Source organism: Bacillus sp. 7_6_55CFAA_CT2, from assembly GCF_000238655.1.
In the GTDB taxonomy this organism is placed as follows: Bacteria; Bacillota; Bacilli; order Bacillales; family Bacillaceae_G; genus Bacillus_A; species Bacillus_A cereus.
On the sequence record NZ_JH414712.1, the window covers coordinates 211,910 to 234,657 of the forward strand.

The window sequence follows — 22,748 nt, forward strand, 5'->3', positions numbered from 1 at the left end:
TAACATTTACGTTAGAAAAATGAAAGACCTTCTTGTTAACATACTACTACACAGTATGTTACAGGAGGTTTTTTACTTTATGAAAAGAAAATATGTATGGCTTATAGGTGGTTTGATAATTGTATTGGGGATTTTGTGGTCATTGTTCCGACCAGAGAAATTATTTATTGATAAGCACGTAAATGAATTATTGCCACAAGCAGAGATACAATCAACTGAAGTAAAGCAGCAAAGTGATCGAGTAATAAGGGAAGGTCAGTTTCAAAACGGTGTCCATGAGACAACCGGAACGGCAAAAATTCTCCAATTAGCGGATGGAAAACGTGTTTTACGACTTTCTAATTTTGCAACATCTAATGGGCCAGATGTACGAGTTGTATTAGTTCCTACAAATCGTTTGAAAAATAATGAAGACGTGAAAAACTATTGGTATATTGAATTAGGAAAATTAAAGGGAAATAAAGGAGACCAAAACTACGAAATTCCTGAAGGGATAGATGTAAATGAATATGGTTCGGTTTCTGTTTGGTGTAAAAGATTTAATGAAAACTTTGGTGCGGTTTATTTTAATAATTAAATATGAACTTAAAATATCCTCTTACAGGAGAAATTCATATGGGTTATGGTAGTAGCTGCAGCGGACTTAGTTGTTAAGAAGGGCACTCATAAGAGTGTCTTTTTCATATTTCTTAATTATAAACTCTTTAATATTGTCTGGAAGCTCATTTGGATTACTCCATCTTTCCACGTATAATTTTAACTCGATACAATGTTTAGCTATTATCGGAATACCAGCCATTACTCAAATGATTTTCTTTCTAATATTTAAAAATATCCATATGGGATACATACTTCACTTCAATTACAATTTAATCAGTATACTTTTTAACTACATAGTTTCTATTTAAACTATTTTACAACTAAAAACAAAAGAAAAGGTACCCCTGCTGCAAGGTACCTTTTCCAAGGGGTATAACTCAATACCTAAGCGGCCGTTGGTTAAGTATACCGCTTAGACTATTACATGAGTTATATTTTTATTATACATTGATCATATCAAAAATATTATCATTAGTGAAATTAACATTCATTATTTTGTAATTCTTAAGCTGCCACCATAATAATAATTCTCCCCAAGTTTCATAACAGCTACACATGATCCTGGCTTATATACTGATATAATAGGTGTTACAAATCTACCATAATTATGCGCAGTACCCTTGATAGCAAAACATATCCTTATATATAAGGGTTTTACCTAAAATAGTTCGCCAGTCATTACAGTCATAAACTCCTCAAAAAACTTTTCATAATTCATTTGTATTGCAATTCTATGTTTTGGACGATTACCGAATGTTTCTGGTTCAAAGGTAGACCTAAAATCTCCTATACTTTGTCCTCTTACAGTATCAAGTACATTAACTGTGACTGCTGATTGATGGTAGGTAAAAATGTCATCACGATTAATCGCAATTAAAGTAAGTGCATCATGAACCGGGCTACCTTGTATTCCAGGAATTTTTTTTGATAAAATTGATAATAGTAATAGTTTAAAAGAGGCTTTAAAAATTTAGTTTTCTCTTTAGAGTGGATATAATTGACCATTTCCGGTGTTACAATAGCCGATTGTGTAACATTCAAAGGATAAATTGATAGATTCTTTGCGTATCTCATTACAATATTGGCCGATCCAGGATCGCCATAAAAGTTAGCTTCAGCAATGGGAGTAACATTTCCTGGATACAGAAAAGCTCCTCCCATAATATAATAAGAATGTACATATTTCATCACCTCTCCATAAAGGAGAAATAAAGTTGCAAGTGAAGTTAGCCTTCCGGTATTCACGATAATAAGTTCATTTTTATGCTGCTTAATAAGTGTGAGAACCTCAAAAAAATTCTCAAATGTCTGAACCTCTAGTCCTGGGGAAATGGGCCCTATCCCAAATTTACCGTGAACTTCTGGATAAAAAGTTTCAGCTTCTGAAGACATGGAATGCTCCGCCCCACCAAAAACTTTTATATATTCTTTTCCTACACTTTTAAGTAAAAAGCGAACATTTCGAACAACTTCGGCTTTAGGTACGTTCCCATAGTCTGCAACAATTCCTATAACATCAATTTTATCTGTCAAATGCGCGTATATGATAGCTATCGTATCGTCAATTCCGAAATCCCCAAAAAACAGTACTTTTTTCCCCATACAATGTTGCTCCTTAATTTTACTAATTTTTAAAACGGATCATAATTATGTATCGTAGGATAAGATTGTTCTCATTTTTTTTGTAATACGGTATATGAATGAATTCATCTAGTTAACATACACTTTCGTTAATAATGAGCAAATTCCTTTTGTATGAAATGAAATAGTATGGAATTTCAAATCTTAACAAGTTTTTTCTGATACCCTATACTTATTATGTGGTCCTCAAAATGATTAAAATACGTTATCTTTTCCTATGATTTTACAGAAAGAATAGCGTATTTTTTCATTATTGATACAATATAATTACCTATTAAAATTAGGAGAAAACAGAATACACATTTAGGAGGAGAAATACTTTGGAAATAGATCAAATAAAAAATATCCTAAGAAAAAGAGCGACTATCTTTCAAACAGGAGGAAAAAGGCCCGATTTATCTATAAATGAAAGTTGGATTGGAAAGATTCACTATTCATTACCAAATGAAACTTACCCAATCGACCGCTATGGAGAAAAAATGTATGCGATCATGATGCTTAATTTAACTCAAATACCTTTTCTTCCAGAAGCAGTAAAAGATTTGAAAGCCATCGCGGTATTTCTCTCTCCAAACTTTGCTAAAGACTTGTCCAACTTATCAGGAAATTTTTGTATTAGAGAATATGATTCTTTAGAGGAACTAGTACCGAATGAAATGTTACTTACGTTTCCTGATTTAAAATCTTTTCCCTTAATACCTAAATTAGTAACTGATGAGTTTCCACAATGGGATACAGAAGATTTTCCAAACAATATGCAAGATAAAATTTTAGAACTCGAAAACACAAATGAGATTGACTACTACGAGGATATTTTTGAAGAAAATCATTACATACATAAATTAGGTGGCTATGCTTGTTTTGCCCAATCAGGCATCCAATGGCCCGCAGATTATGATTTTATTTTTCAAATAACAGACGATCCAAAAGCACATTTAAAGATTATTCATGGTGGCGGAATTTATTTTGCTAAAAATAGCAAAACAAATGATTGGATCGCACATTGTGATTTTTTATAGAATTAGAATATAGAGTGACGTTTTTTCGTGTGAAATTTTGCTTAGCGTATATTCTTGTTAAAATGTTGGTGGTATGCCTAGTGGCAAAAAACTTTTGGTTCTTCATATCCAAACGCCTCTATTTCATTAGCTAACTCTTGTATACTTTGTTTCATTTGCAATAGGGGGAATTACTAAGTTGTATTAGATCAGAGTTCGACTTAGCTTCGTTGATCTGCTGTACCATTATTCGACTCGGCTGATGAAACCCGGTGTTTACATGATCATTCCAGTTTTGAGAGGAATTAGTTAACAAAGACCAGGTATTATTTGCAACAGAACCGTCCCTCTGTACCCCTTGTTTCGTCATTTTTCTAGGCCATCTAACTTGACAAATGTTTTTTTACCAAACTATAATGAAAATCATTATCAATAATATAGGGAGGATACTTTTGTCAATAAATGAAAAACAATATATTTATAGGTTAGTAACCAAATCTTGTTAAGTCGTATGTACTATTTTTAGTTTAGCGTTACCCAAAATGTACACCAATTAATCTCGCGAATTACAAGAAAACTATTATTGAAATGAGGCGTGCATTGTGAAGTTGGACGTGAGTGAGTTAGCAGAGTATCTTGCCAATAATCCTTTCCGAGTAGAAGGAGTATATCGTTATGCTAAAAATCCAGGTGTGCCTTGTGCTGAGTCTACAGATTATTTCCCAGGATTTGTATTTCCGCTTGCAGGGAAGACGCAATTTCAATTTAATGGTACGCCTTATACCCTTTCCCCAGGAAAAGTTATACATGGGGGTGCAAAAATGACATTATCCCATAAAATGCTTGGTGAAATAAACTGGGAATATATTCTTGTCTTATATCGGATAAGCAATTCGGAACGAGAAGACTCTGGCTTTACACATCAGCATTTTGAATTATTAACAGGACAATCTCCTCGTCTTGTCGAATTACTTATGCGTCTTTGGGATGTGTATAATCAGCGTGGAGGCATTTCGATGTTTCAGACCGAAATGCTGTTTCGCGAAGCGTTGAATGAAGCTTTATTAAGTGTTGTCAATAGAGAAAACAACTATGAGTCGCATACTTTATTCGAACGAATATCTACTTACGTTCATAAATACTATTATAAAGATATTACGATACATACACTTGCAGAACAAAATAATGTTAATCGAAATCGTCTTTCTTACGTGTTTAGAAAGCATGCAGGTATGGGGCCAGCAGAATATTTATTGAACTATCGTATAAAGATGGCTCAAAAAATGTTATGTACAAGTGGTGTGCCTGTACAACAAATTGCGCAGGCTGTTGGAATCGCAGACCCTTTTTATTTTAGTAGAATTTTCAAGAAGCGAGTTGGCATTTCGCCTACTAAATATCGCGAGAAGTTCATCAATAATCCATACTAATGTCAACAGGGGTCCATTCTTATTTGAAAATCACTGTTCTATACTTATGGAGAGTTAAAGGAAACATTGGATTGAAAGAACTTTCATTGAAATCACTCCTTTGTACTATCTGAATGAAAAGTTCTGGCCGGAGCATTTTCTTTTTAAGCGTAATGACAACCTTTTTACTTAGATTATTGTAATATAGTGGAAGTTAAAAATGAGGAGGGATTATTATCCATTACCAACCTATTAAACTAAATGACGAGTTATCTAAAATTAACGATTATTGGTATCCACGAGTGATTGGTGAAATGAATGATGATCAAATTCAGTTTTTTAAAGCTAATGGAGATTTTATATGGCATGAGCATCCTAATACGGATAAGCTATTTATTGTGTTTGAAGGGGAGATGTTCATCGATTTTCGTGATGGACAGGTGAAAATTTCTAAGGGCGAGATGTTTATTGTCCCGAGAGGCGTTGAGCATAAACCTTTCACTGAAAAGGAATCCCACATCATGTTGGTAGAGCCTAAAAGGGGAATGGATTGATAATTGTATCTAATGTTTCGTTGGCAGATAAGAAAGTGTAGATATAATCGAAAAGTTAGGATTTAAATGCTCTATTATGGAATAAAGCATTCATCTTTAATTGATACCCTGTTAGAGAAATATTATGCAGTAACCTTTTCCTTATTAATTGGCCAGTATTCCTATTCTAATATACTAAAATAAAAATACATCACTATTAAATAGTGATGTATTTTTATTTTTAGAAAGAATCGTTATACGCAACTGTACAGAAATAAAGATCACTTTTAATTAATAGATTTGCTATTGAAAATCAGGGTAAAAATGTACGTACATATAATTAAAGCAAATTCCTTTATAAAAAAGTACCCACTTTCTTGTCTAAAAAAGCATCCATTTTAATGTCTTTCGACAGTACAGGAGGGGACAAAATAAACTTCAACTACAAATTGCATCTTCACGTTAAATGCTAATTTAACGTGAAGATGCAATTTGTAGGAATTTAAAACCCTTATGTTAACTATCAAGAGAGAGTTTAAATTCTAATTAAAGTATAATTTAAACTATGTATTTATTACATAATAAATATCAAAATGAAGTGAATTTAATATAAATTTTAAATCACTATTGTATTATCAATAAAAAAAATAAAAGTTCAGCAATTATATATCACTGAACTTTTATTCTTTATTCTTTCCAATTCTTCCTAAACTATCTTTAATAGTTGTTTCTCCAAGTTGAGTGTATAACAAAGCTGTATCTTGACTCGTATGCCCAAGTTGCTGCATCACTTGTAACGAATCTTTTTCTTCCATGTATAATTTATTTGCCAATGTGTGTCTTAATTTATGAGGGGACATTTTTTTACCATAGGCTTTAGTATATTTTTCTACTATATCTTGGATAGCTCTAACCGAAAGAGGTTGTGCAGTATGTTTATACTTTGATAAAAACACATTTTTTAATTCTTTCCCTGGAGCGTATTTGTTATCTCTTATTTCCATATACTTTTCTAAATCGTTCAATGCGATTGGGGTAATCCAAACGGAATCTTCTTTGTTTCCTTTTCGGATTACATCAATTAGTCTTTCTTTTAAGTTTATATCTTCCATGCGGAGATCGGCCAATTCACTTACACGAATACCACTACCAAGAAAGAGGGAGAGGATAGCTACATCACGCTCCTTATCTCTTAGGAAATAGAATAACTGATGTTTTGTTAAAGATTTTTCATGTTCGTACTTAACATAATTCAAAAATTCTTGATCATCATCATTATGGAATATTTTAGATCTCATACGTTTTGCACGAGCATTTAATGTTTCTTTATCTTTATGTATTTCTATTTTAGCCATTACATTTCTATAAAAATAGCATTCTCCATCTTCATTCTCTGATAGGGAGGTGAGGTACTTAAATAAAGACTTTAAGGCCGAAATTTTTCTGTTAACAGAGGAATTCTGCATGTTTTGTTGTAGTTTTAGAAACCTCATAAAGTTCTCAACATCTTTTTTCTTTAAATTCTCCAAATCAGAGAAGGATATGTCTTTAATAGGCTTAAATTCAATAATTTGTTCAGATAATAGCCAATTAAAGAAGACTCTAAAATCATATACATAATTCAGTAGGGTGGAGGGAGAGGCATCATGCAATTCTTTGTACTCCACAAATTCTTCTATGTAAAAGGGCATTTCATTTAAATTCTCGTATAATTTCTTACGATGTACGAATTTTTGACGTTGTTTACTGTAATCCATAAAAATCACCTCATATATACTATAACAGAAAAGAGAGGCGAACACAAGTTCGCGTTAAATTCAATTTTTACACAGACTTATTTACATAATTAAATTATGGGATGCTAAAATATACTCGAAATTAAATAAGAATAGTGTAGTCATTCTAATAAAATTATAGATAAGCACGTGATAAATTTGTATTAAGCTATAAAAATTAGTACAAAAATCACGTTCACAGGTGTGCAAAATAAAACAATTTATATATATAAATTCATACAAAAAATCAATATATGAAAACAGTTTAAAATTCGTTATCTAACATGAATTGGTTAATTTAATCATAATTATGAGGAGTTAATTAGATCAACATAAGAAAAAATCCTATATAGTAAAAGGTAATTTACTATGAATATTTTCAATGAATAGTTCAGTATTTAATGATTCCTATATAAAATATGAATTATATGGACACATACCAATATACTGAGATTCATGCAATTGAGCTCGAAATCCCTAAATACTGTATTATATTTTTATTTATACATTTTATTGTTCGTAAAATTGGTATTTCGTGCGAAGTTGTGGTTTGAAGTTTTTTCAATTCTTCTTTTACCCTATTTATGTTTATTTGAGACCATTCTTTTTTTAGCTGTAATTTCTTTATAACTTATTATATTTTGATTAACATAGAAAAAAGTTCCCTTTATAATAGGAAACTTTTTTCTATGTTAATCTACAGCCCTAAAATTTCTACAATCTGACGTGCTTTATTATTATTAATATAATAATGCATCTCTAATCCTTTTCTTTCTGCACGGATTACAATTCCTTTTAACTTTGCTAAATGTTGTGAAACAGTGGATTGTGGAAGTTTTAATATTTCTGTTAACTGTGTAACATTGCACATTTTATGATGTATTAACTCGCTTATAATTTTTAATCGAACCGGATGTGCCATTACCCTTATTACATCTACATCTTCTTCGCGTATTTTAGCTAGGTCATTATTAGATATTACTGTTAACATTTCGCATTCTCCTTTATTATTAATTTCTATTTTCCTATTATCCTTATAAGTAATACTTATAGATAATTACAATTTTTCCTGTTGAGAAAATATATTCTACTCAATACAAAAAAGACACCTATTCCGAAAACAGTTTTTACCGTTCCAATGAATTGTTGTCTTGAAATTTTTTAGCCACACTATATTTAATCATATTATATTCTATACATGATTTTGAACCATGCTTAATATACGTTGCAAAGCAAAAGGAATAATTCTATTCCTTTTTAAACATAACTTTAAATTCAATATTCGCTTTCCTTATTACAAAATTTACAAAGATTCTCTCCTCATCCCACTTTCTATAACATAAATTATTTATCAACACGATAATATGGATTAAAAATTCCAATAATGGTAATATGGTGGTACCTTCAGTTGTTAACTGTTATCCCTTTTTTTAAAAGCCGTGTCTTTAAAGACACGGCTTTTAAATTTCCTTAACTAAAAATGTCTATTAATTATAAACCTAAAACTTCCACTTAGTCTTATTCTGTAATTTCTTCTCTTTTTGAAGTAAGGCCTTTAACTTTTTTAAATAATCGATTTCCATACGTAAACATTCATTTTCATCTTTTAATGTCTCTATCCCCCCTTCAATAGTTGCATTATTTAACTTTGATCTTGTCTTTTCCATAACTCCCACCTTTCTTCTTTTTATATGAGAATTCCACGCCTTTTAAATCATATATTTCCCTTTACCTACTAACTATTCCAATAAATTCTTTAACACAAGCAATTCATTTATTTCATTTGTTTTTATTTTATTTCTCAGAATTTTAAATATATCTTTTGAAAAACCCCTGGTATTCCATTCATATTTATCTCTCCTAAATAAATCGTAATACACATTATACCCAACAAATTTATAAGCTTTAATCTTATTTTTAACAAAACCTTCATAATTTTAAATAGACATAACACTTCATGCTGTCAACTCCCCCTATATTGATAAATATGAAACATCTAATTTATTTGACATTTCAATGACTTATGACAGGAAAATATATACATTTAGTTAAACCTAATGTATCTTTGGTTTGTAAGTCTTAGTTAGTTGGCCAACTTTTAATACAATTTAATAATTAAAAATAAGGGTGATTTAAAAATGAATCAAGTATTAAGGAAAAGTAAGAAAAAAATGATGTATCTAATCGGTTCACTTCTAATTTCTCTATCAATGTTTTCAACTACAAGTTTTGCAGCTACAGAAGGTGCTATAAAAAGTGTTACAAATAGTAATTATACTGGAATTGCAGCTGATATAAACCTACCAAAATCAGTTGTTGTTAAGGATGGATATGTGAATTGGTATTTAGGTATTGGAGCATCTAAAGTTGAAGGTGGTATTTCAAAAACACCAAGTGGATATAAAGTATTTCTTAATTCAGGATATAATGAATCAGGTCAAAACAATAAGTATTGGAACACACAATATGATACATCAATTAAAGATGGTGATCGAGTAAACCTTAAAATAATTAATAACGGCAATGGTACGGTTACTATGTATGTAAATGGAATCCCTAGATATACAAATCAGCCTGTATATGGCTCATTTTCTCAATACGAACCAGTAAAAATGGTTCAGGGCGTTGAAGATACTGGACGTAATTCTTTTAGCCAAGCTAGCTTTTCAAACGTACTTCTAAGAGCAGATACATCTGGATCTATCTACAAGAGTTGGAACAGTTCAATTTCTTCCTCATTTTCTAAACATGGCACTTATAGTAACAATTTCACAGTTTATTCTCAAGTACCATTAAGCGCAAGTTTACGCTAAAATTGTTCTTGTATACGAAATTTTTTAAAAAAGGTAGCTGTACTTTTGTACAGCTACCTTTTTCATACTTTAATTGCAAAAAGCGTGTCAAAAATAAAAAGATGAAATTGTAAGTATGTTCACTTCTCAATTCCACCTCTTCCAAAAATTGTATATTACCAATTCTCTTGTTCCTCACTATTCTACCAAATTAATAGCAACACATTATGTAGATATAGGTTTATACTATTCTACATTTAAATACATGTAATATTGCCTATACTTTGTTATTTTCATGTGAAACTAATTCACTATATATCTCTTTCTCTATATTTTTCAAGAGAATTTCCAACCTATTTTTTGTAGCTAGATTAAAATGTGGATTTAATTCTTTTATTATAAATTCAAGTATCTCAAAGCTTATGTAATCTCCTAATTCAAGTGAATATTGATCACCCAAGAAAGTTTTTAATTTTTTAGAGATCTCCACTTTATCTTTTTTGGTAATATTTACCCCATCCGATAACAAACCTCTCTTAGATTAGTCTTAAATACTAATTCAAAAAGTTTTTATAACATAATAAAAATATTTTGGAATTAATATAAATCATATAATGAAATTTTTACAAATAAATAAAAAATATACATCATAATCATTAAACAATATATTAAGCATCATAAACATATATTGGCTCATCATAAAGGCGTAAACATTTTGACCAATTTCCACATAACGTTTCCCATTCACCAGCAGGATATACTTCCGTACGCAATATATGAAGTGGTATACGTAAATTCAATAACCGACCACTAAGCGTCGTACGAGTAACTCCCGCTGGCATTAAAAACTTTGCTTCAATTACCTTTTTCAGTTCCATCAACGAGTATTCTGGATAACTCATCAATATTTCATTTGAATGAGGCCAGACCTCAGTATCATTTGAATGACGGCGTACCGTGTACTCATGTTGATATAAACCAACAATACGATGCCATATCTCTAAATGGGTAAATAAATCGCTATTTAAATCCCTTACATATAAAAAATGTTCTTGTTTATTTGCTTCTGTAATCTTTGCAAGCAAACGTTTATTATCAATAACCTTACCTGACCAAATTATTGTAGGTTCTTTCTTTAAATGATTTACCCATTCCCCCATTGGTAATAAATGATTCCAAGCACGAATTTTTATTTTTTCATCAGGTACTACCTGTACAGCAACGCGTTTACAACCTAATGCCATCATAGCCTTCATACGATGGGCACCATCAAGTAACAGATAATTACCATCACTAAGCTCAGATACTAAGGGAGGATTCCGTAAAACACCTTCGCTTTCCATTACACGACAAATTTGTTCCAATCTTTTGTGTTCATATGATTCATGAAAGCGAATTTGCTTGGGATGTAAGAGATCTAAGGCCGAAATAATTTCACTCATAAAAACAGCTCCTCAAATAATTACATAAATTCTAAGCTTATCAAATAACTAATTTTCTATAATGATTAGTCGTGTTTACCGATATTTAGCAGCTATTAGACAATTATTTCAAACTGCGCTTTAATAATTTTACTAGTCTTCTAATAAAACACCAATTTCCTTTTCCCTAGCCCTTTGATAGTAATAAGCAGCAATGGCTACATCAAAAATGGCCATACCCATTGGATTAAATAATATTGCTTTGTCATAAGGGAAGTTTTGCAGTGCTCCTCGGATTACAACGTCAGCAATTGATACTGTATCTTCTTTTTGTAAACCTCTTTCAAGGTGCATCCTTTCAACATCAGTTTTTTCACGACAGACTTCTTCCCAATTATCAACAACTAGGGATTTTGTATATTCTAAGATATCAGGCTTAAAATCACGAAGAGAAACATTGAGTAGTAGCGCTCCATCTTTAGGTTTCTTATCAATATAACCTTCTGCAGAAACAGTACAAGTAATAAAAATATCAGCATCATTATAGGCTTTTTCATAAGCATTAACCTTTTGAGTTTTAGAATAAATTTCCTCAGGAATTAATTCGTCTTTAATTCCATTGATATCATATAGGTAAACACCTTCGATTTTATCGCCTAATAGGGCAGTTACCATCTTTAAATGCATCTGACCAATAGGTCCAAATCCAATAATTCCAACTTTAACATTATTTAAATCTCTTAACTTGGCAAACTCTCGAATCATTAACCCTGTAACAGAAGCTGTTCGTATAACACTGACCATTGCTGTATTAAGCGTCGCAAATGGTTTTCCAGTCATAGCATCATTTAATATAGTAACTGAATGAGCACGTTGAATACCTTTCTCAATATTCTTCGGAAAACTAGCTATCCATTTGATTCCTGAAACCTTAACTTCTCCTCCAATATAAGCTGGCATAGCAATAATTCTATTAGACGGATCATCGAAACGTAAGTATGGCTTAATTGGCTGAGAAAAATCATCTAAATCAAGACTTTTTACTGCCTTTGAAATGACATTTATTGTTTCTTCCCAATTAACACCCATTTCATTGATATGTTTGGTATTTAAATACATCATAATTGCTTCCTCATTTCTATATCATTTTTATAAAGAAACTAATTGGTCTTCTACTGATTTTTGTGTATTGAGCCATTCTACCCACTCTACGTTGTAAATAGTTGATGTGTAAGCTTGTCCATTATCAGGACACAAGAAAACAACATTAGGTGTATTTTGAACATCCTTATTTTCAAAATACTTTTGGATTGCATAATATGAAGTCCCTGATGATCCACCAGCAAATATTGCATGTTTATTAAATAGCTCATAACAACCTGCAACAGTATGAACCTCCGGTACAATCATTACATCATCAATCAATGCTTTTTTAACCATACCAGGTATCATACTGGCACCAATTCCTGGTATGTACCGTTTGCGAGGCTTATCACCAAAAATAATGGACCCTTGACTATCTACCGCAATAATTTTAATATTAGGGAATTTTTCTTTTAATCGTGTAGATACCCCAGCGATAGTTCCTCCAGTACTCACTCCAATGAAGGCATAATCTAACTGTTCAAAATCATTAGATATTTCTCCACCAATTCCTTGATAATGGGCTTCAAAGTTATCAGCATTATTATATTGATTGGTCCAGTATGCTTTAGGAATAGTATTTAAAAGTTCTTCCACCTTATTTAAACGCGTTAATAAATAGCCACCTGTTTCATCTCGTTCATCCACTTTAGCTACTTGATAGGAAGTTGCTCTCAAAAAATTCTCATAACTATCATTAATATTTGGATCAATAACTGGTATGAATTTCAGGCCGATATACCTACAAAGAGTAGCAAGAGCAACCGCAAAGTTACCAGATGAAGATTCGATAATCGTAGAATTTTCAGTCACTTCACCGCGACTTATTGCTGATTTTAAAATATGGTAAGCAGCACGTACTTTAACGCTATTCATTAAATTGTAATATTCTAGTTTTGCATACAAATTAATCTTTTCATGCTCTAATTTAATCATAGGTGTGTTGCCGATTACCCTTTCTAAACTCTCTAATTTCTTGAGCATAATTTGCTTCCTTTCTTGGTTAAAATCTAAAAAAATTAATTAAACATTTGTAAGTTCTAATATAAATCACTTTTAAATAACTTATATTCATGTTTACTTTAAATGTCCTTTCGAATGTAGCTCAAATAGAACTTATAGCTGAAACACAATAAATGCTAAATTCTTTAGTATCGGTAAGCTAAGCACCATTCAAGTACTGCCATAGCACTATTTAGCTTGTTTTCGGCCTGGGTAAATACAATACTTTTCGGTCCATCAATAACTGTTGCTGCTACTTCTTCCCCCCGGTGTGCTGGGAGGTCATGCATGAAAGTAGCCTCCGGATATAAAGTCAAAATTCTCTCTGTCACTGCAAATGGATTAAATGCATCTTTCCATAAAGGATCTATTTTGCTTGTCCCTGTTGTTTGCCACCTTGTTGTATATACAACATCCACTTCACTAGGTAACATTTTTATATCATGACATTCAATAACTTTAGCACCAGATAATCGTGCATATTCTTTTGATTTTTCAAGCACACTTGGAGACACTCCATAACCAGCAGGTGTAAAAAGATATAACTCCGTACCTGGAAAACGAGATAAAGAAAGAGCTAGAGCTGCAGCACTGTTATTACCTTCTCCCATATATAAAACCCGTAATCCAGCTATTTCACCAAATTTTTGTTTCATTGTTGTTAAGTCTGTTAGCGCTTGTGTTGGATGTTCTTCCGTACTCATTGCATTAATGACTGCCATACGACTTTGAGATGCCAGTTTTTCCATTTCCTTTTGACTATCTGCAGTTCTTGCTACTAGTCCATCCAGCATTCGCGAAAGTACTTGAGTAGTGTCTTCTATAGACTCCCCTGTATTTTCTTGCAAATCATTTGGACCATACGTTACAATTTGTGCACCCATTTTTAATGCTGCAACAGAAAATGCCGATCGAGTTCTAGTCGATGTTTTACGGAAGTAAATCCCAATTATATTTCCCGCTAATATTTGATTAGGTTGCGATTTACCTGCGGCAAACTCTACCCCACGAGTTACAATTTGGTTAATATCACTATCAGTAAGATCCTCAAGAGTAATTAAATGTTTTCGAATAGCCATTATTATATTACCTCCCTTTTGAATAAGTGCATGTAACAAAAATGTATTTACACATATATGTAAATCAAAACTATTAAACAGCTAAGGTAAAACATAATAGATTGCAAATATAATTTAAGTGGATCCATTACCACACTTTTCTATATTTGTTTTTAAACTAATGTATAGCAGTTGATATATAGCCTATATGAACTCGAATACTATTTTTACTCATAAATACTTACATATAATTCTATTGTTAGTCTATATTCCTATTTTTTATGATATAGCTCTGCTGAATATATTACACACTACAACGCTAAAAATATACTCAAAATACTGAATTTTCAGCTTTCTCAATTCTTTTATCAATTTTCTGTCAATTCATACTTGAATTCTCTTTTTTACTAATAATATACATACAATGTTGGCCGTTTCTTTTATAGCCCCATCTCTATAAAATCCGCCCATTCAAAAGTATCGTTTTCCGGATTGTCAGTTAAGATGCAAATTACTGCTGCAGTCATTAAAGAGCCCTCTTTAAAAGAGATATACTCCTTCTACTGGCTCGCTATTTATAGTTATGATAATCTCTTAATTGTTACAGCTACAACGCTAACAATTATTATTGTAACCATTGATCTAAGTAAACAAACAATGAATGGCATACTAATATATACACAAAGTAATCTATTAAGCGTAAAATGATTGCGTATCCAGCAAGTTTAATTACTTATTCAGATCTTTACTTTTAGAATTTTCAAAATTAAATTCCCGAAAATTTTCTTTCCTTAGGGAAATATCGCTCATTTTAAACTATGTAAGAATGCTTATCTTCTATAAAGTAATTACACAAATCAACAAAATCAATTTCAATTATTGATTCTGGAAAACTGTCTAAAGAAGCACAACAAGAAAGCTTATAATCTTTACCAATAGTAAACTTTTTATAATAAACCTCATTAGATAACATGTCACCATAAAATATTGTATTTTTATTAATAACAAAAGAGTTTAAAGGTATAGTTAGCCCTTTCCCTATCCATTTAACAAAGCTTTCTTTTATAGTCCATAATTCATAAAACACATCTAATTGTTGTTCTACATTTAATGAATTTAAATAATTAAATTCTTCCTCAGTAAATATATTTTTAATCATTGTAGTATCTATGGGCCGAACTTTTTCTACATCTATTCCTACTTCTTCCTCATGAATAGCTCCAACAACCCAACTTTCGGAATGTGATATATTAAAATGAAAATGATTTAACTCATCAACATAAGGCTTTCCGTATTCATTGTATTTATATTTAATATCTTTATTTTCTTTTGAGAAATTTGTAGTAATTAAATATCTTATTATAATGTCTCCAATTAAGGCACTATATTGGTCGGGCTTTCTTTTATATTTCTGTATTTTCATCTGCTTTTCTTTTGAGACCAAACACATAAGTTTCTGCATAATATTATGTTCTATATTTCTTGGCACACGTACCTTATATATATTCATTATTTCCTTCCCACCTAACATCTTATATAAATATAAAAAACTCTCAATGAACAATTCCTATTTATTTTTAATAGTAAAAAACATTTTCAGAGGATAATATTCTATTTTACATTCATATTTTCCACTTATTTTCCAACCTCTTTATATTTATTATTGAATGGTCTCAAAGAAAAAAGTCTCATAATATGTTATACACGAATTTATGAGACTTTTAGAAAACTAATAGTGTACGATTTCAAATAATATTTCACCTATTTACATGTGCTAATAAGAGCATTTGTTTAAAATTCATTTTTATACTCTTTACCAATTCATGAATGTGCGGTTTCTCTAACATACTCAGATGGGAACCTGGCACTTGCAAAGCGTATACTTCCCCTGATGTATATTCATTCCATCTGTTATAATCTACTAGTGGGTGAATGTCATTAATAGATGCATTAAATAGAAAGATATCTGCTTTTATTTTTTGTTTACAATTATATTTTAGGTATGCATATCTATTAGCTATCATTACTTTTAACTTATTCATCATTGGATCTTCAAAATTTTGCTGACAACTATTTTCATTCAATGTAAATTTTTTCAGTAAAGATTCTATTAATTGTTCTTCACTCATTTGCTCAAAACTAATTTTCTCAATCCCTAACTGATCATTGAATTTTTCCAATTCTTCAAATGCATTCTTAATATTTAAACTAAGAATCTCCCTACCTTGTTCAATAGGATGAACATCAAGTAAACCTAGAAAACTAACTTTATCACCTAGTTCTTCTAATTTTCTAGCCATTTCAAATGCAACTATTCCTCCAAAAGACCATCCTAATAAGGTATATGGCCCTTCTTTTTTTACTTGTTTAATCTCTTCTATATATCTTACCGCCATTTCCTCTACAGATAAGTTTGGAAATCTACTATCATCATATCCTATAGATTGTAACCCATATACAGTCTTATCCTCTCCTAATTCTCTAGCCAAATCATAATAGTTTAATATACCCCCGCCTTGCCCATGAATAATGAACCATTGACTATCCTTGTTTGTTCCATTTTGAATTGGAATTAAACACTCACTGTCTATTCCTTTATTCCTACTTATTACATCACTTAATTGTTCAATAGTAGCCTTTTGAAATAATAAACTTAATGGCAGTTGCACATTAAACATTCTCTTGATATTTTCGAATAACTTTAGTCCCTTAAGAGAATGACCACCTAATTCAAAGAAATTATCATTTATACCAATATTATTTACGCCTAATATACTACTCCAAATATCAATTAAACTACTATCTATTTCATTTCTTGGTGGTACATAATTACTATTGCCCAGTGTATTTAGCTTCGGTAACTTACTTCTATCTATTTTCCCATTTTGTGTTAATGGTATATTGTGAATTGGTATAAGTTGTTGAGGTATCATATAATGTGGTAACTTTGTTGCCAAATATGCTCTTACCTCTGGAATAGGAATATCTTTTTCTGTAACTACGTATGCACATAAATACTTTTCCCCAGCTTCATCTTCTTGATCTATTACTACGGCCGTTTTGATTGTCTCATATTTTAACAAACTCGCTTCTATCTCACCTAGTTCTATTCGATATCCCCTTATTTTTACTTGATGATCGACTCGGCCCAAATATTCAATGTTACCATCAGGTAGCCACTTTGCTATATCCCCTGTTTTATATAGTTTCTCACCTCGTTCAAATGGATGATCAATAAATTTATCTGCTGTTAATTCTTTTCGATTGATGTATCCTCTAGCTAACCCTATACCAGAGATACATATTTCACCTGGAACACCTATAGGTTGTATCCTATGAAATGAATCCAATATATAAATTTTAGTATTTAACAATGGCGAACCTATCGGTACGTTTTGTGTTGTAATTTCTTTATTACTCTCATATCGATAAGATGTACAACAAACTGTAGCCTCTGTAGGTCCGTATCCATTTAATATTTGGAGGTTCCCCCTAAATAGATGATCGTATTTTGCGAGTAATTCTGTTTTAATGGGTTCTACTCCCACAAGTAGCTTATTTAACACTATCTTCTGGTTATCTCTAACAAAATAATCATATATTTCATTTAATAAAGTAGGTGGAATATATGATAATGTAACCTGTTCCTCAAGAATGACTTGTACAAGTTTTGTTACATCAAACTTCTCACCTTGATAAATAGTCATTCTTGCGCCATATATCAATGGGACAAATATCTCAAAAATAGTAACATCAAAAGAAATACTACTTGAGAATAGAACATTATCAGTTATCCCTATATCTTGAGAGAAATCTTCATACATTGCACACAAAAAGTTAGTCAAGGATCGATGTTCAATCATTACTCCTTTAGGTTGTCCTGTAGAACCTGATGTATAAATAACATACGCTAAGTTGTGAGGTTCTATCATCATGTGCATGTCTTCTCCTGGTTCTTCTTCAAAAGACATATCCATTAGATCTATTACATTACCTTGGAATTCTATCCCCTTTATAATAGAGTTTTGATGTACTAATACATGTGAACACCCACTGTCTGTCAGCATATATTCCACTCTTTGTTTTGGTAAGTCGGTATCAATTGGTAAATACGCCCCACCTGCTTTTAAGACACCTAATATACCTATAACCATCTCGATGGAGCGTTTCATCATCACACCAACAATGGATTCTCTTTTAACTCCTTGGTCTAATAACCTTCTCGCCAACTGATTAGCTTTTATATTTAATTCATTATATGTAATTCCTTTTTCATTACATACAACGGCTATTTGATTAGGGTTCCGTTTTACTTGTTCTTCGAACATTTTATGCACTAATAAATGATTAGAATTTGAATTCTCTTTTTTGTTAAATTCATTCATAATACAATGTTCTTCTTCTATAGATAACATATTAATATTACGCAATCGTACTCTAGGGTTATTAGTTACTTCCTCAACTATATTTGTAAAATGTACCATTAACCTTTCTATTGTCTCCGCTTTAAATAACTTAATACTATATTCTACTTTTAAATGAATGTTATTATCTATTTCCGTTGCTACTAATGACAAATCAAATTTCGAAACTGACTGCTTAAACGGATACGGTGTAAATTCTAATTCACCAATAGATATCGGATTCATATCCATGTTTTGAAAAACAAACATGGTATCAAATAATGGATTTCTACTTGTATCCCTATGCAAGTCTAAACCTTCTAATAGTTCTTCAAAAGGATAGTCTTGATTTTCATAAGCTTCTAATGTATTGAGTTTTAATCTACTCAAAAACTCAATAAACTCATCGTCATTTTCTAGATAATTTCTCATTACCAAAGTATTAATAAACATACCAATCATATGATTAGTATCAGAATGAGACCTTCCAGCAATAGGCGAACCTACAATAATGTCTTCTTGACCTGTGTATCTAGATAAAAGTATGTTATAAATGGCCAATAAAATCATATATGGCGTGGTACCAGTTTCAGTTGCTAGCTTATTTACTTTAAAAGTTAAATCTGTTCCCAAATTAAAAGAACAAACATTACCTTTAAAGCTTTGTATAGTCGGTCTTTGAAAATCGGTTGGAAAATTTAAAACCGGGAGTTCTCCTTTTAAAGTTGTTAACCAATAATTCTTTTGTTCACTAATTAGATTCTTATAGTAAGGTCGATTTTGCCACATCACATAGTCTTTGTACTGCACTCTCAATTTTGGAAGCTCATTTCCTTTATACAATTCTACAAACTCTTTTATTAATATCCCCATTGATAAACCATCAGATATTATATGATGCATATCTACTACAAGGATATGTCTTTCTTCTGCTATCCTTAAAAGCAACACCCTTAATAATGGAGGTTTTGATAAATCAAATGGACTTATAAACTCATGTATTAAATAATCCGCATCTTTTTCATTTACATGAACGTATTCAATATTGAAATCTACATTAGGCTCAATTTTCTGCACTAATTCCCCATCTAAAATTTGAAAAGAAGTTCTTAATATTTCATGTCTCTCAATTAAAGATTGAAATATATTTTCAAACTTATCTTTACAAATATCCCCTTCTACTTTAAGTATTGTGGGCATATTATAAGTTGTATTTGTACCATCTTCGAATTGATCTACTATAAACATTCTCTTTTGTGACGTAGAAGCTAAATAATACTCTTGTGGTTTTACAGGTTCTATGGAAATATAATTACTTTTTTCCATTTCTAATATACATTTTGAAAAATCAACCAAAACAGGAAACTTAAATAGGGATTTAATAGATAATTGCACATTAAATTCTTTATTAACAATAGAAATTAGCCTAGCAGCCTTTAATGAATGACCACCTATCTCAAAAAAATTATCCCGTATTCCTATCCTTTGTATTCCTAATACATCTTTCCAAATCTCAACTAATTTTCTTTCTGTAGAATTTGTCGGCTCTAGATGACTAGATTTCAAATTATTAATAGGTTGAGGTAATTTTTTTCTATCTATTTTTCCGTTTTGTGTTAACGGTATGTTTTGAATGGATATGATTTGTTGAGGTATCATATAATATGGTAACTTGGTTGCTAAATATGCTCTTACCTCTGGAATAGGAATATCTTTTTCTGTAACTACATACGCACATAAATACTTTTCTCCACTTTCATCTTCTCGCTGTATTACTACGGCGGTTTTGATTGTCTCATATTTTAACAAACTTGCTTCTATCTCACCTAGTTCTATTCGATATCCCCTTATTTTCACTTGATGATCAACTCGTCCCAAGTATTCTATGTTACCATCAGGTAGCCATCTCGCTATATCTCCTGTTTTATATAATTTCTCACCATGTTCAAATGGATGATCAATAAATTTATCTGCTGTTAATTCTTTTCGATTGATGTATCCCCTAGCTAACCCTATGCCAGAAATACATATTTCTCCTGGAACACCTATAGGTTGTAGCCTGTGAAATGAATCCAATATATAAATTTTAGTATTTAACAATGGCGAACCTATTGGTACGTTTTGTGTTGTAATTTCTTTATCCCTCTCATATTGATAAGATGTACAACAGACTGTAGCCTCTGTAGGTCCGTATCCATTTAATATTTGGAGGTTCCCCCTAAATAGATGATCGTATTTTGCGAGTAATTCTGTTTTAATTGGTTCTACTCCCACGAAAAGTTTATTTAACGATATCTTCTGATTCGCCCTTACAAAATAATCATATATTTCATTTAATAAGGTAGGTGGAATATATGCTAACGTAACCTGTTCCTCAAGAATGACTTGTACAAGTTTTAGTACATCAAACTTCTCACCTTGATAAATAGTCATTCTTGCTCCACATACCAATGGGACAAATATTTCAAATATAGTAACATCAAAAGAAATACTACTTGAGAATAGTACATTATCAGTTATCCCTATATCTTGAGAGAAGTCCTCATACATTGCACACAAAAAATTAGTTAAGGAACGATGTTCAATCATTACCCCTTTGGGCTGGCCTGTAGAACCTGATGTATAAATAACATATGCCAAATTTTGAGGTTCCATCGTTATCTGCAAATCTTCTACATGTTCTTCTTCAAAAGGAATATCCATTAGATTTATTACACTACCTTGAAATGCTACTCCCTTTATAATAGAGTTTTGATATGTTAGTACATGTGAACACCCGCTGTCTGTCAGCATATATTCCACTCTTTGTTTTGGTAACTCGGTATCAATCGGTAAATACGCCCCACCCGCTTTTAAGATACCTAATATGCCTACAATCATCTCAATAGAGCGTTCCATCATCACACCAACAATGGATTCTCTTTTAACTCCCTGGTCTAATAACCTTCTCGCCAACTGATTAGCTTTTATATTTAATTGTTTATATGTAATTTCTTTTCCATTACATACAATCGCTATTTGATTAGGATTCTGTTTTACCTGCTCTTCAAATAATTGAGGAGCTGTTACAGTCTCACAAAGTAATGTTTTATGAACTCTAGTCGTATGATTGAAATCAAATAATATTTGATTCTTTTCTGTTTTAGGCATTACATCTAGATCCATTGCAGATTTATTTGGATCTTTCATTAATATATCTAAAATATTATATAAATGATTAACTATTCTACTAACTAATCCTTCACTATATAAAGTAGAATTGTAATCCACTTGAACCTTTAACTGTTCTTCATTTTTCATAAACCTAATAACCATATCAGATTTTATTTTATCTGTACTCTCATAACAATGAATATCATCTAACATTACTATTGTATTTAATAAGGGAAGATTATTACTCTCTCCATCTAGACTTAATAATTGAGTAAGTTTATTAAAAGGAAAATGACAATGTTCATTTGACTCTAAAATTGTTTCTTTAATTTTATATATTATTTCTTTAAAATTATCTTCTTGATTTATTTGAGTACGTAATAATAAAAAGTTGTTTTGAAAAACCGTCTCTTCTTGACCTTGTTTAAAAACTGGCATTCCAATTACTACATCATCCTTATCGGTATATCTACTTAAGAGATATTTCACACCTGATAATAAAATAGTGTACAGTAACATATTAGAATTATTGCTAATTGCTACAGCTCTCTTCGCAATATCCGATGGGAATTGACAATAATAACTTTCTTTAGAAGCCTGAATATTATTTAAAGACAGACAATCACAAGGAAATCTACTTAACTCAACATCACCTGATAACTTGTCTAACCAATATTCTTTTTCTTTTTTAAATTTTTCACTAGATAATAAAACCTGCTGGGTAAATTTATCAAGCATTTTTTCTTCCCACCATTCTCTATGATATTGATACTAAATACTACATATTTAGTGGTTATGTTCCCCATAGACCTATCCGTTT

The 22,748-nt window shown here is 31.1% G+C and carries 17 protein-coding genes and 2 pseudogenes; 7 read left to right on the forward strand and 12 right to left on the reverse strand.

Going from position 1 to position 22,748, the window contains the following annotated elements:
• Positions 1–79 precede the first annotated feature (79 nt).
• Positions 80–577, forward strand: a complete 498-nt coding sequence (locus HMPREF1014_RS24455; protein ID WP_000824727.1) for a DM13 domain-containing protein — start codon at positions 80–82, stop codon at positions 575–577.
• Positions 578–692: 115 nt separating this feature from the next.
• Positions 693–908 (forward strand): annotated as a pseudogene (locus HMPREF1014_RS32520) (hypothetical protein); the annotation flags it as partial.
• Positions 909–1,090: 182 nt separating this feature from the next.
• Here HMPREF1014_RS32520 and HMPREF1014_RS30830 read toward each other — a convergent pair.
• The gene (locus tag HMPREF1014_RS30830; RefSeq protein ID WP_080473709.1) at positions 1,091–1,243 is read right to left on the reverse strand and encodes a DUF5065 family protein; all 153 of its coding nucleotides are present in this window, start codon (positions 1,241–1,243) and stop codon (positions 1,091–1,093) included.
• Between the two features lie 15 nt (positions 1,244–1,258).
• Positions 1,259–2,202: pseudogene (locus tag HMPREF1014_RS24460) on the reverse strand (nucleoside hydrolase).
• Between the two features lie 359 nt (positions 2,203–2,561).
• Here HMPREF1014_RS24460 and HMPREF1014_RS24465 point away from each other — a divergent pair.
• From HMPREF1014_RS24465 to HMPREF1014_RS24475, 3 genes are all read left to right on the forward strand, one after another.
• Complete coding sequence (locus HMPREF1014_RS24465) at positions 2,562–3,260, forward strand: DUF1963 domain-containing protein (RefSeq protein WP_000401863.1); 699 nt, start codon at positions 2,562–2,564, stop codon at positions 3,258–3,260.
• Between the two features lie 581 nt (positions 3,261–3,841).
• Positions 3,842–4,669 carry a helix-turn-helix transcriptional regulator gene (locus HMPREF1014_RS24470; RefSeq protein ID WP_000762823.1) on the forward strand — a complete coding sequence of 276 codons (828 nt, stop codon included), beginning with the start codon at positions 3,842–3,844 and terminating at the stop codon, positions 4,667–4,669.
• 293 nt (positions 4,670–4,962) lie between these two features.
• Positions 4,963–5,202 carry a cupin domain-containing protein gene (locus HMPREF1014_RS24475; RefSeq protein WP_000997178.1) on the forward strand — a complete coding sequence of 80 codons (240 nt, stop codon included), beginning with the start codon at positions 4,963–4,965 and terminating at the stop codon, positions 5,200–5,202.
• 659 nt (positions 5,203–5,861) lie between these two features.
• Here HMPREF1014_RS24475 and xerS read toward each other — a convergent pair.
• From xerS to HMPREF1014_RS31755, 3 genes are all read right to left on the reverse strand, one after another.
• Positions 5,862–6,938 carry a tyrosine recombinase XerS gene (gene xerS / locus HMPREF1014_RS24480; protein ID WP_000386592.1) on the reverse strand — a complete coding sequence of 359 codons (1,077 nt, stop codon included), beginning with the start codon at positions 6,936–6,938 and terminating at the stop codon, positions 5,862–5,864.
• A 715-nt stretch (positions 6,939–7,653) separates the two neighbouring features.
• On the reverse strand, positions 7,654–7,947 hold the full coding sequence (locus HMPREF1014_RS24485; RefSeq protein ID WP_000958627.1) for an ArsR/SmtB family transcription factor: 294 nt from the start codon (positions 7,945–7,947) through the stop codon (positions 7,654–7,656).
• 508 nt (positions 7,948–8,455) lie between these two features.
• Positions 8,456–8,623, reverse strand: coding sequence for a hypothetical protein (locus tag HMPREF1014_RS31755; protein WP_000416174.1), 168 nt, complete (start codon positions 8,621–8,623; stop codon positions 8,456–8,458).
• A gap of 471 nt (positions 8,624–9,094) precedes the next feature.
• Here HMPREF1014_RS31755 and HMPREF1014_RS24495 point away from each other — a divergent pair, with 471 nt between their 5' ends.
• Complete coding sequence (locus tag HMPREF1014_RS24495) at positions 9,095–9,769, forward strand: hypothetical protein (RefSeq protein ID WP_001077581.1); 675 nt, start codon at positions 9,095–9,097, stop codon at positions 9,767–9,769.
• Between the two features lie 256 nt (positions 9,770–10,025).
• On the opposite strand, the gene HMPREF1014_RS24500 is transcribed toward HMPREF1014_RS24495, so the two are convergent.
• The 5 genes from HMPREF1014_RS24500 to HMPREF1014_RS24520 all read right to left on the reverse strand — a co-directional run bounded on the left by HMPREF1014_RS24500 (position 10,026) and on the right by HMPREF1014_RS24520 (position 14,393).
• Positions 10,026–10,277 carry a DUF2164 family protein gene (locus HMPREF1014_RS24500; RefSeq protein WP_000947505.1) on the reverse strand — a complete coding sequence of 84 codons (252 nt, stop codon included), beginning with the start codon at positions 10,275–10,277 and terminating at the stop codon, positions 10,026–10,028.
• A 139-nt stretch (positions 10,278–10,416) separates the two neighbouring features.
• The gene (locus HMPREF1014_RS24505) at positions 10,417–11,190 is read right to left on the reverse strand and encodes a ParB N-terminal domain-containing protein (RefSeq protein ID WP_001289601.1); all 774 of its coding nucleotides are present in this window, start codon (positions 11,188–11,190) and stop codon (positions 10,417–10,419) included.
• A gap of 132 nt (positions 11,191–11,322) precedes the next feature.
• Entirely contained in the window at positions 11,323–12,291 is a 969-nt protein-coding gene (gene sbnB / locus HMPREF1014_RS24510; RefSeq protein ID WP_009327561.1) for a 2,3-diaminopropionate biosynthesis protein SbnB, read from the reverse strand.
• Between the two features lie 27 nt (positions 12,292–12,318).
• Positions 12,319–13,296: a 2,3-diaminopropionate biosynthesis protein SbnA gene (sbnA, locus tag HMPREF1014_RS24515; protein WP_000914213.1), complete on the reverse strand. Its 978-nt coding sequence runs from the start codon at positions 13,294–13,296 to the stop codon at positions 12,319–12,321.
• 164 nt (positions 13,297–13,460) lie between these two features.
• Positions 13,461–14,393: an ornithine carbamoyltransferase gene (locus HMPREF1014_RS24520; protein ID WP_001007706.1), complete on the reverse strand. Its 933-nt coding sequence runs from the start codon at positions 14,391–14,393 to the stop codon at positions 13,461–13,463.
• Positions 14,394–14,864: 471 nt separating this feature from the next.
• On the opposite strand from HMPREF1014_RS24520, the gene HMPREF1014_RS31940 reads away from it, so the two are divergent.
• Positions 14,865–15,080, forward strand: a complete 216-nt coding sequence (locus tag HMPREF1014_RS31940; protein WP_153601868.1) for a hypothetical protein — start codon at positions 14,865–14,867, stop codon at positions 15,078–15,080.
• Positions 15,081–15,183: 103 nt separating this feature from the next.
• On the opposite strand, the gene HMPREF1014_RS24525 is transcribed toward HMPREF1014_RS31940, so the two are convergent.
• A complete protein-coding gene (locus tag HMPREF1014_RS24525) occupies positions 15,184–15,882 on the reverse strand; it encodes a 4'-phosphopantetheinyl transferase family protein (protein WP_001028936.1) in 699 nt (232 codons plus the stop codon).
• Between the two features lie 247 nt (positions 15,883–16,129).
• Complete coding sequence (locus tag HMPREF1014_RS24530; RefSeq protein WP_000884574.1) at positions 16,130–22,666, reverse strand: non-ribosomal peptide synthetase; 6,537 nt, start codon at positions 22,664–22,666, stop codon at positions 16,130–16,132.
• Between the last annotated feature and the right edge of the window lie 82 nt (positions 22,667–22,748).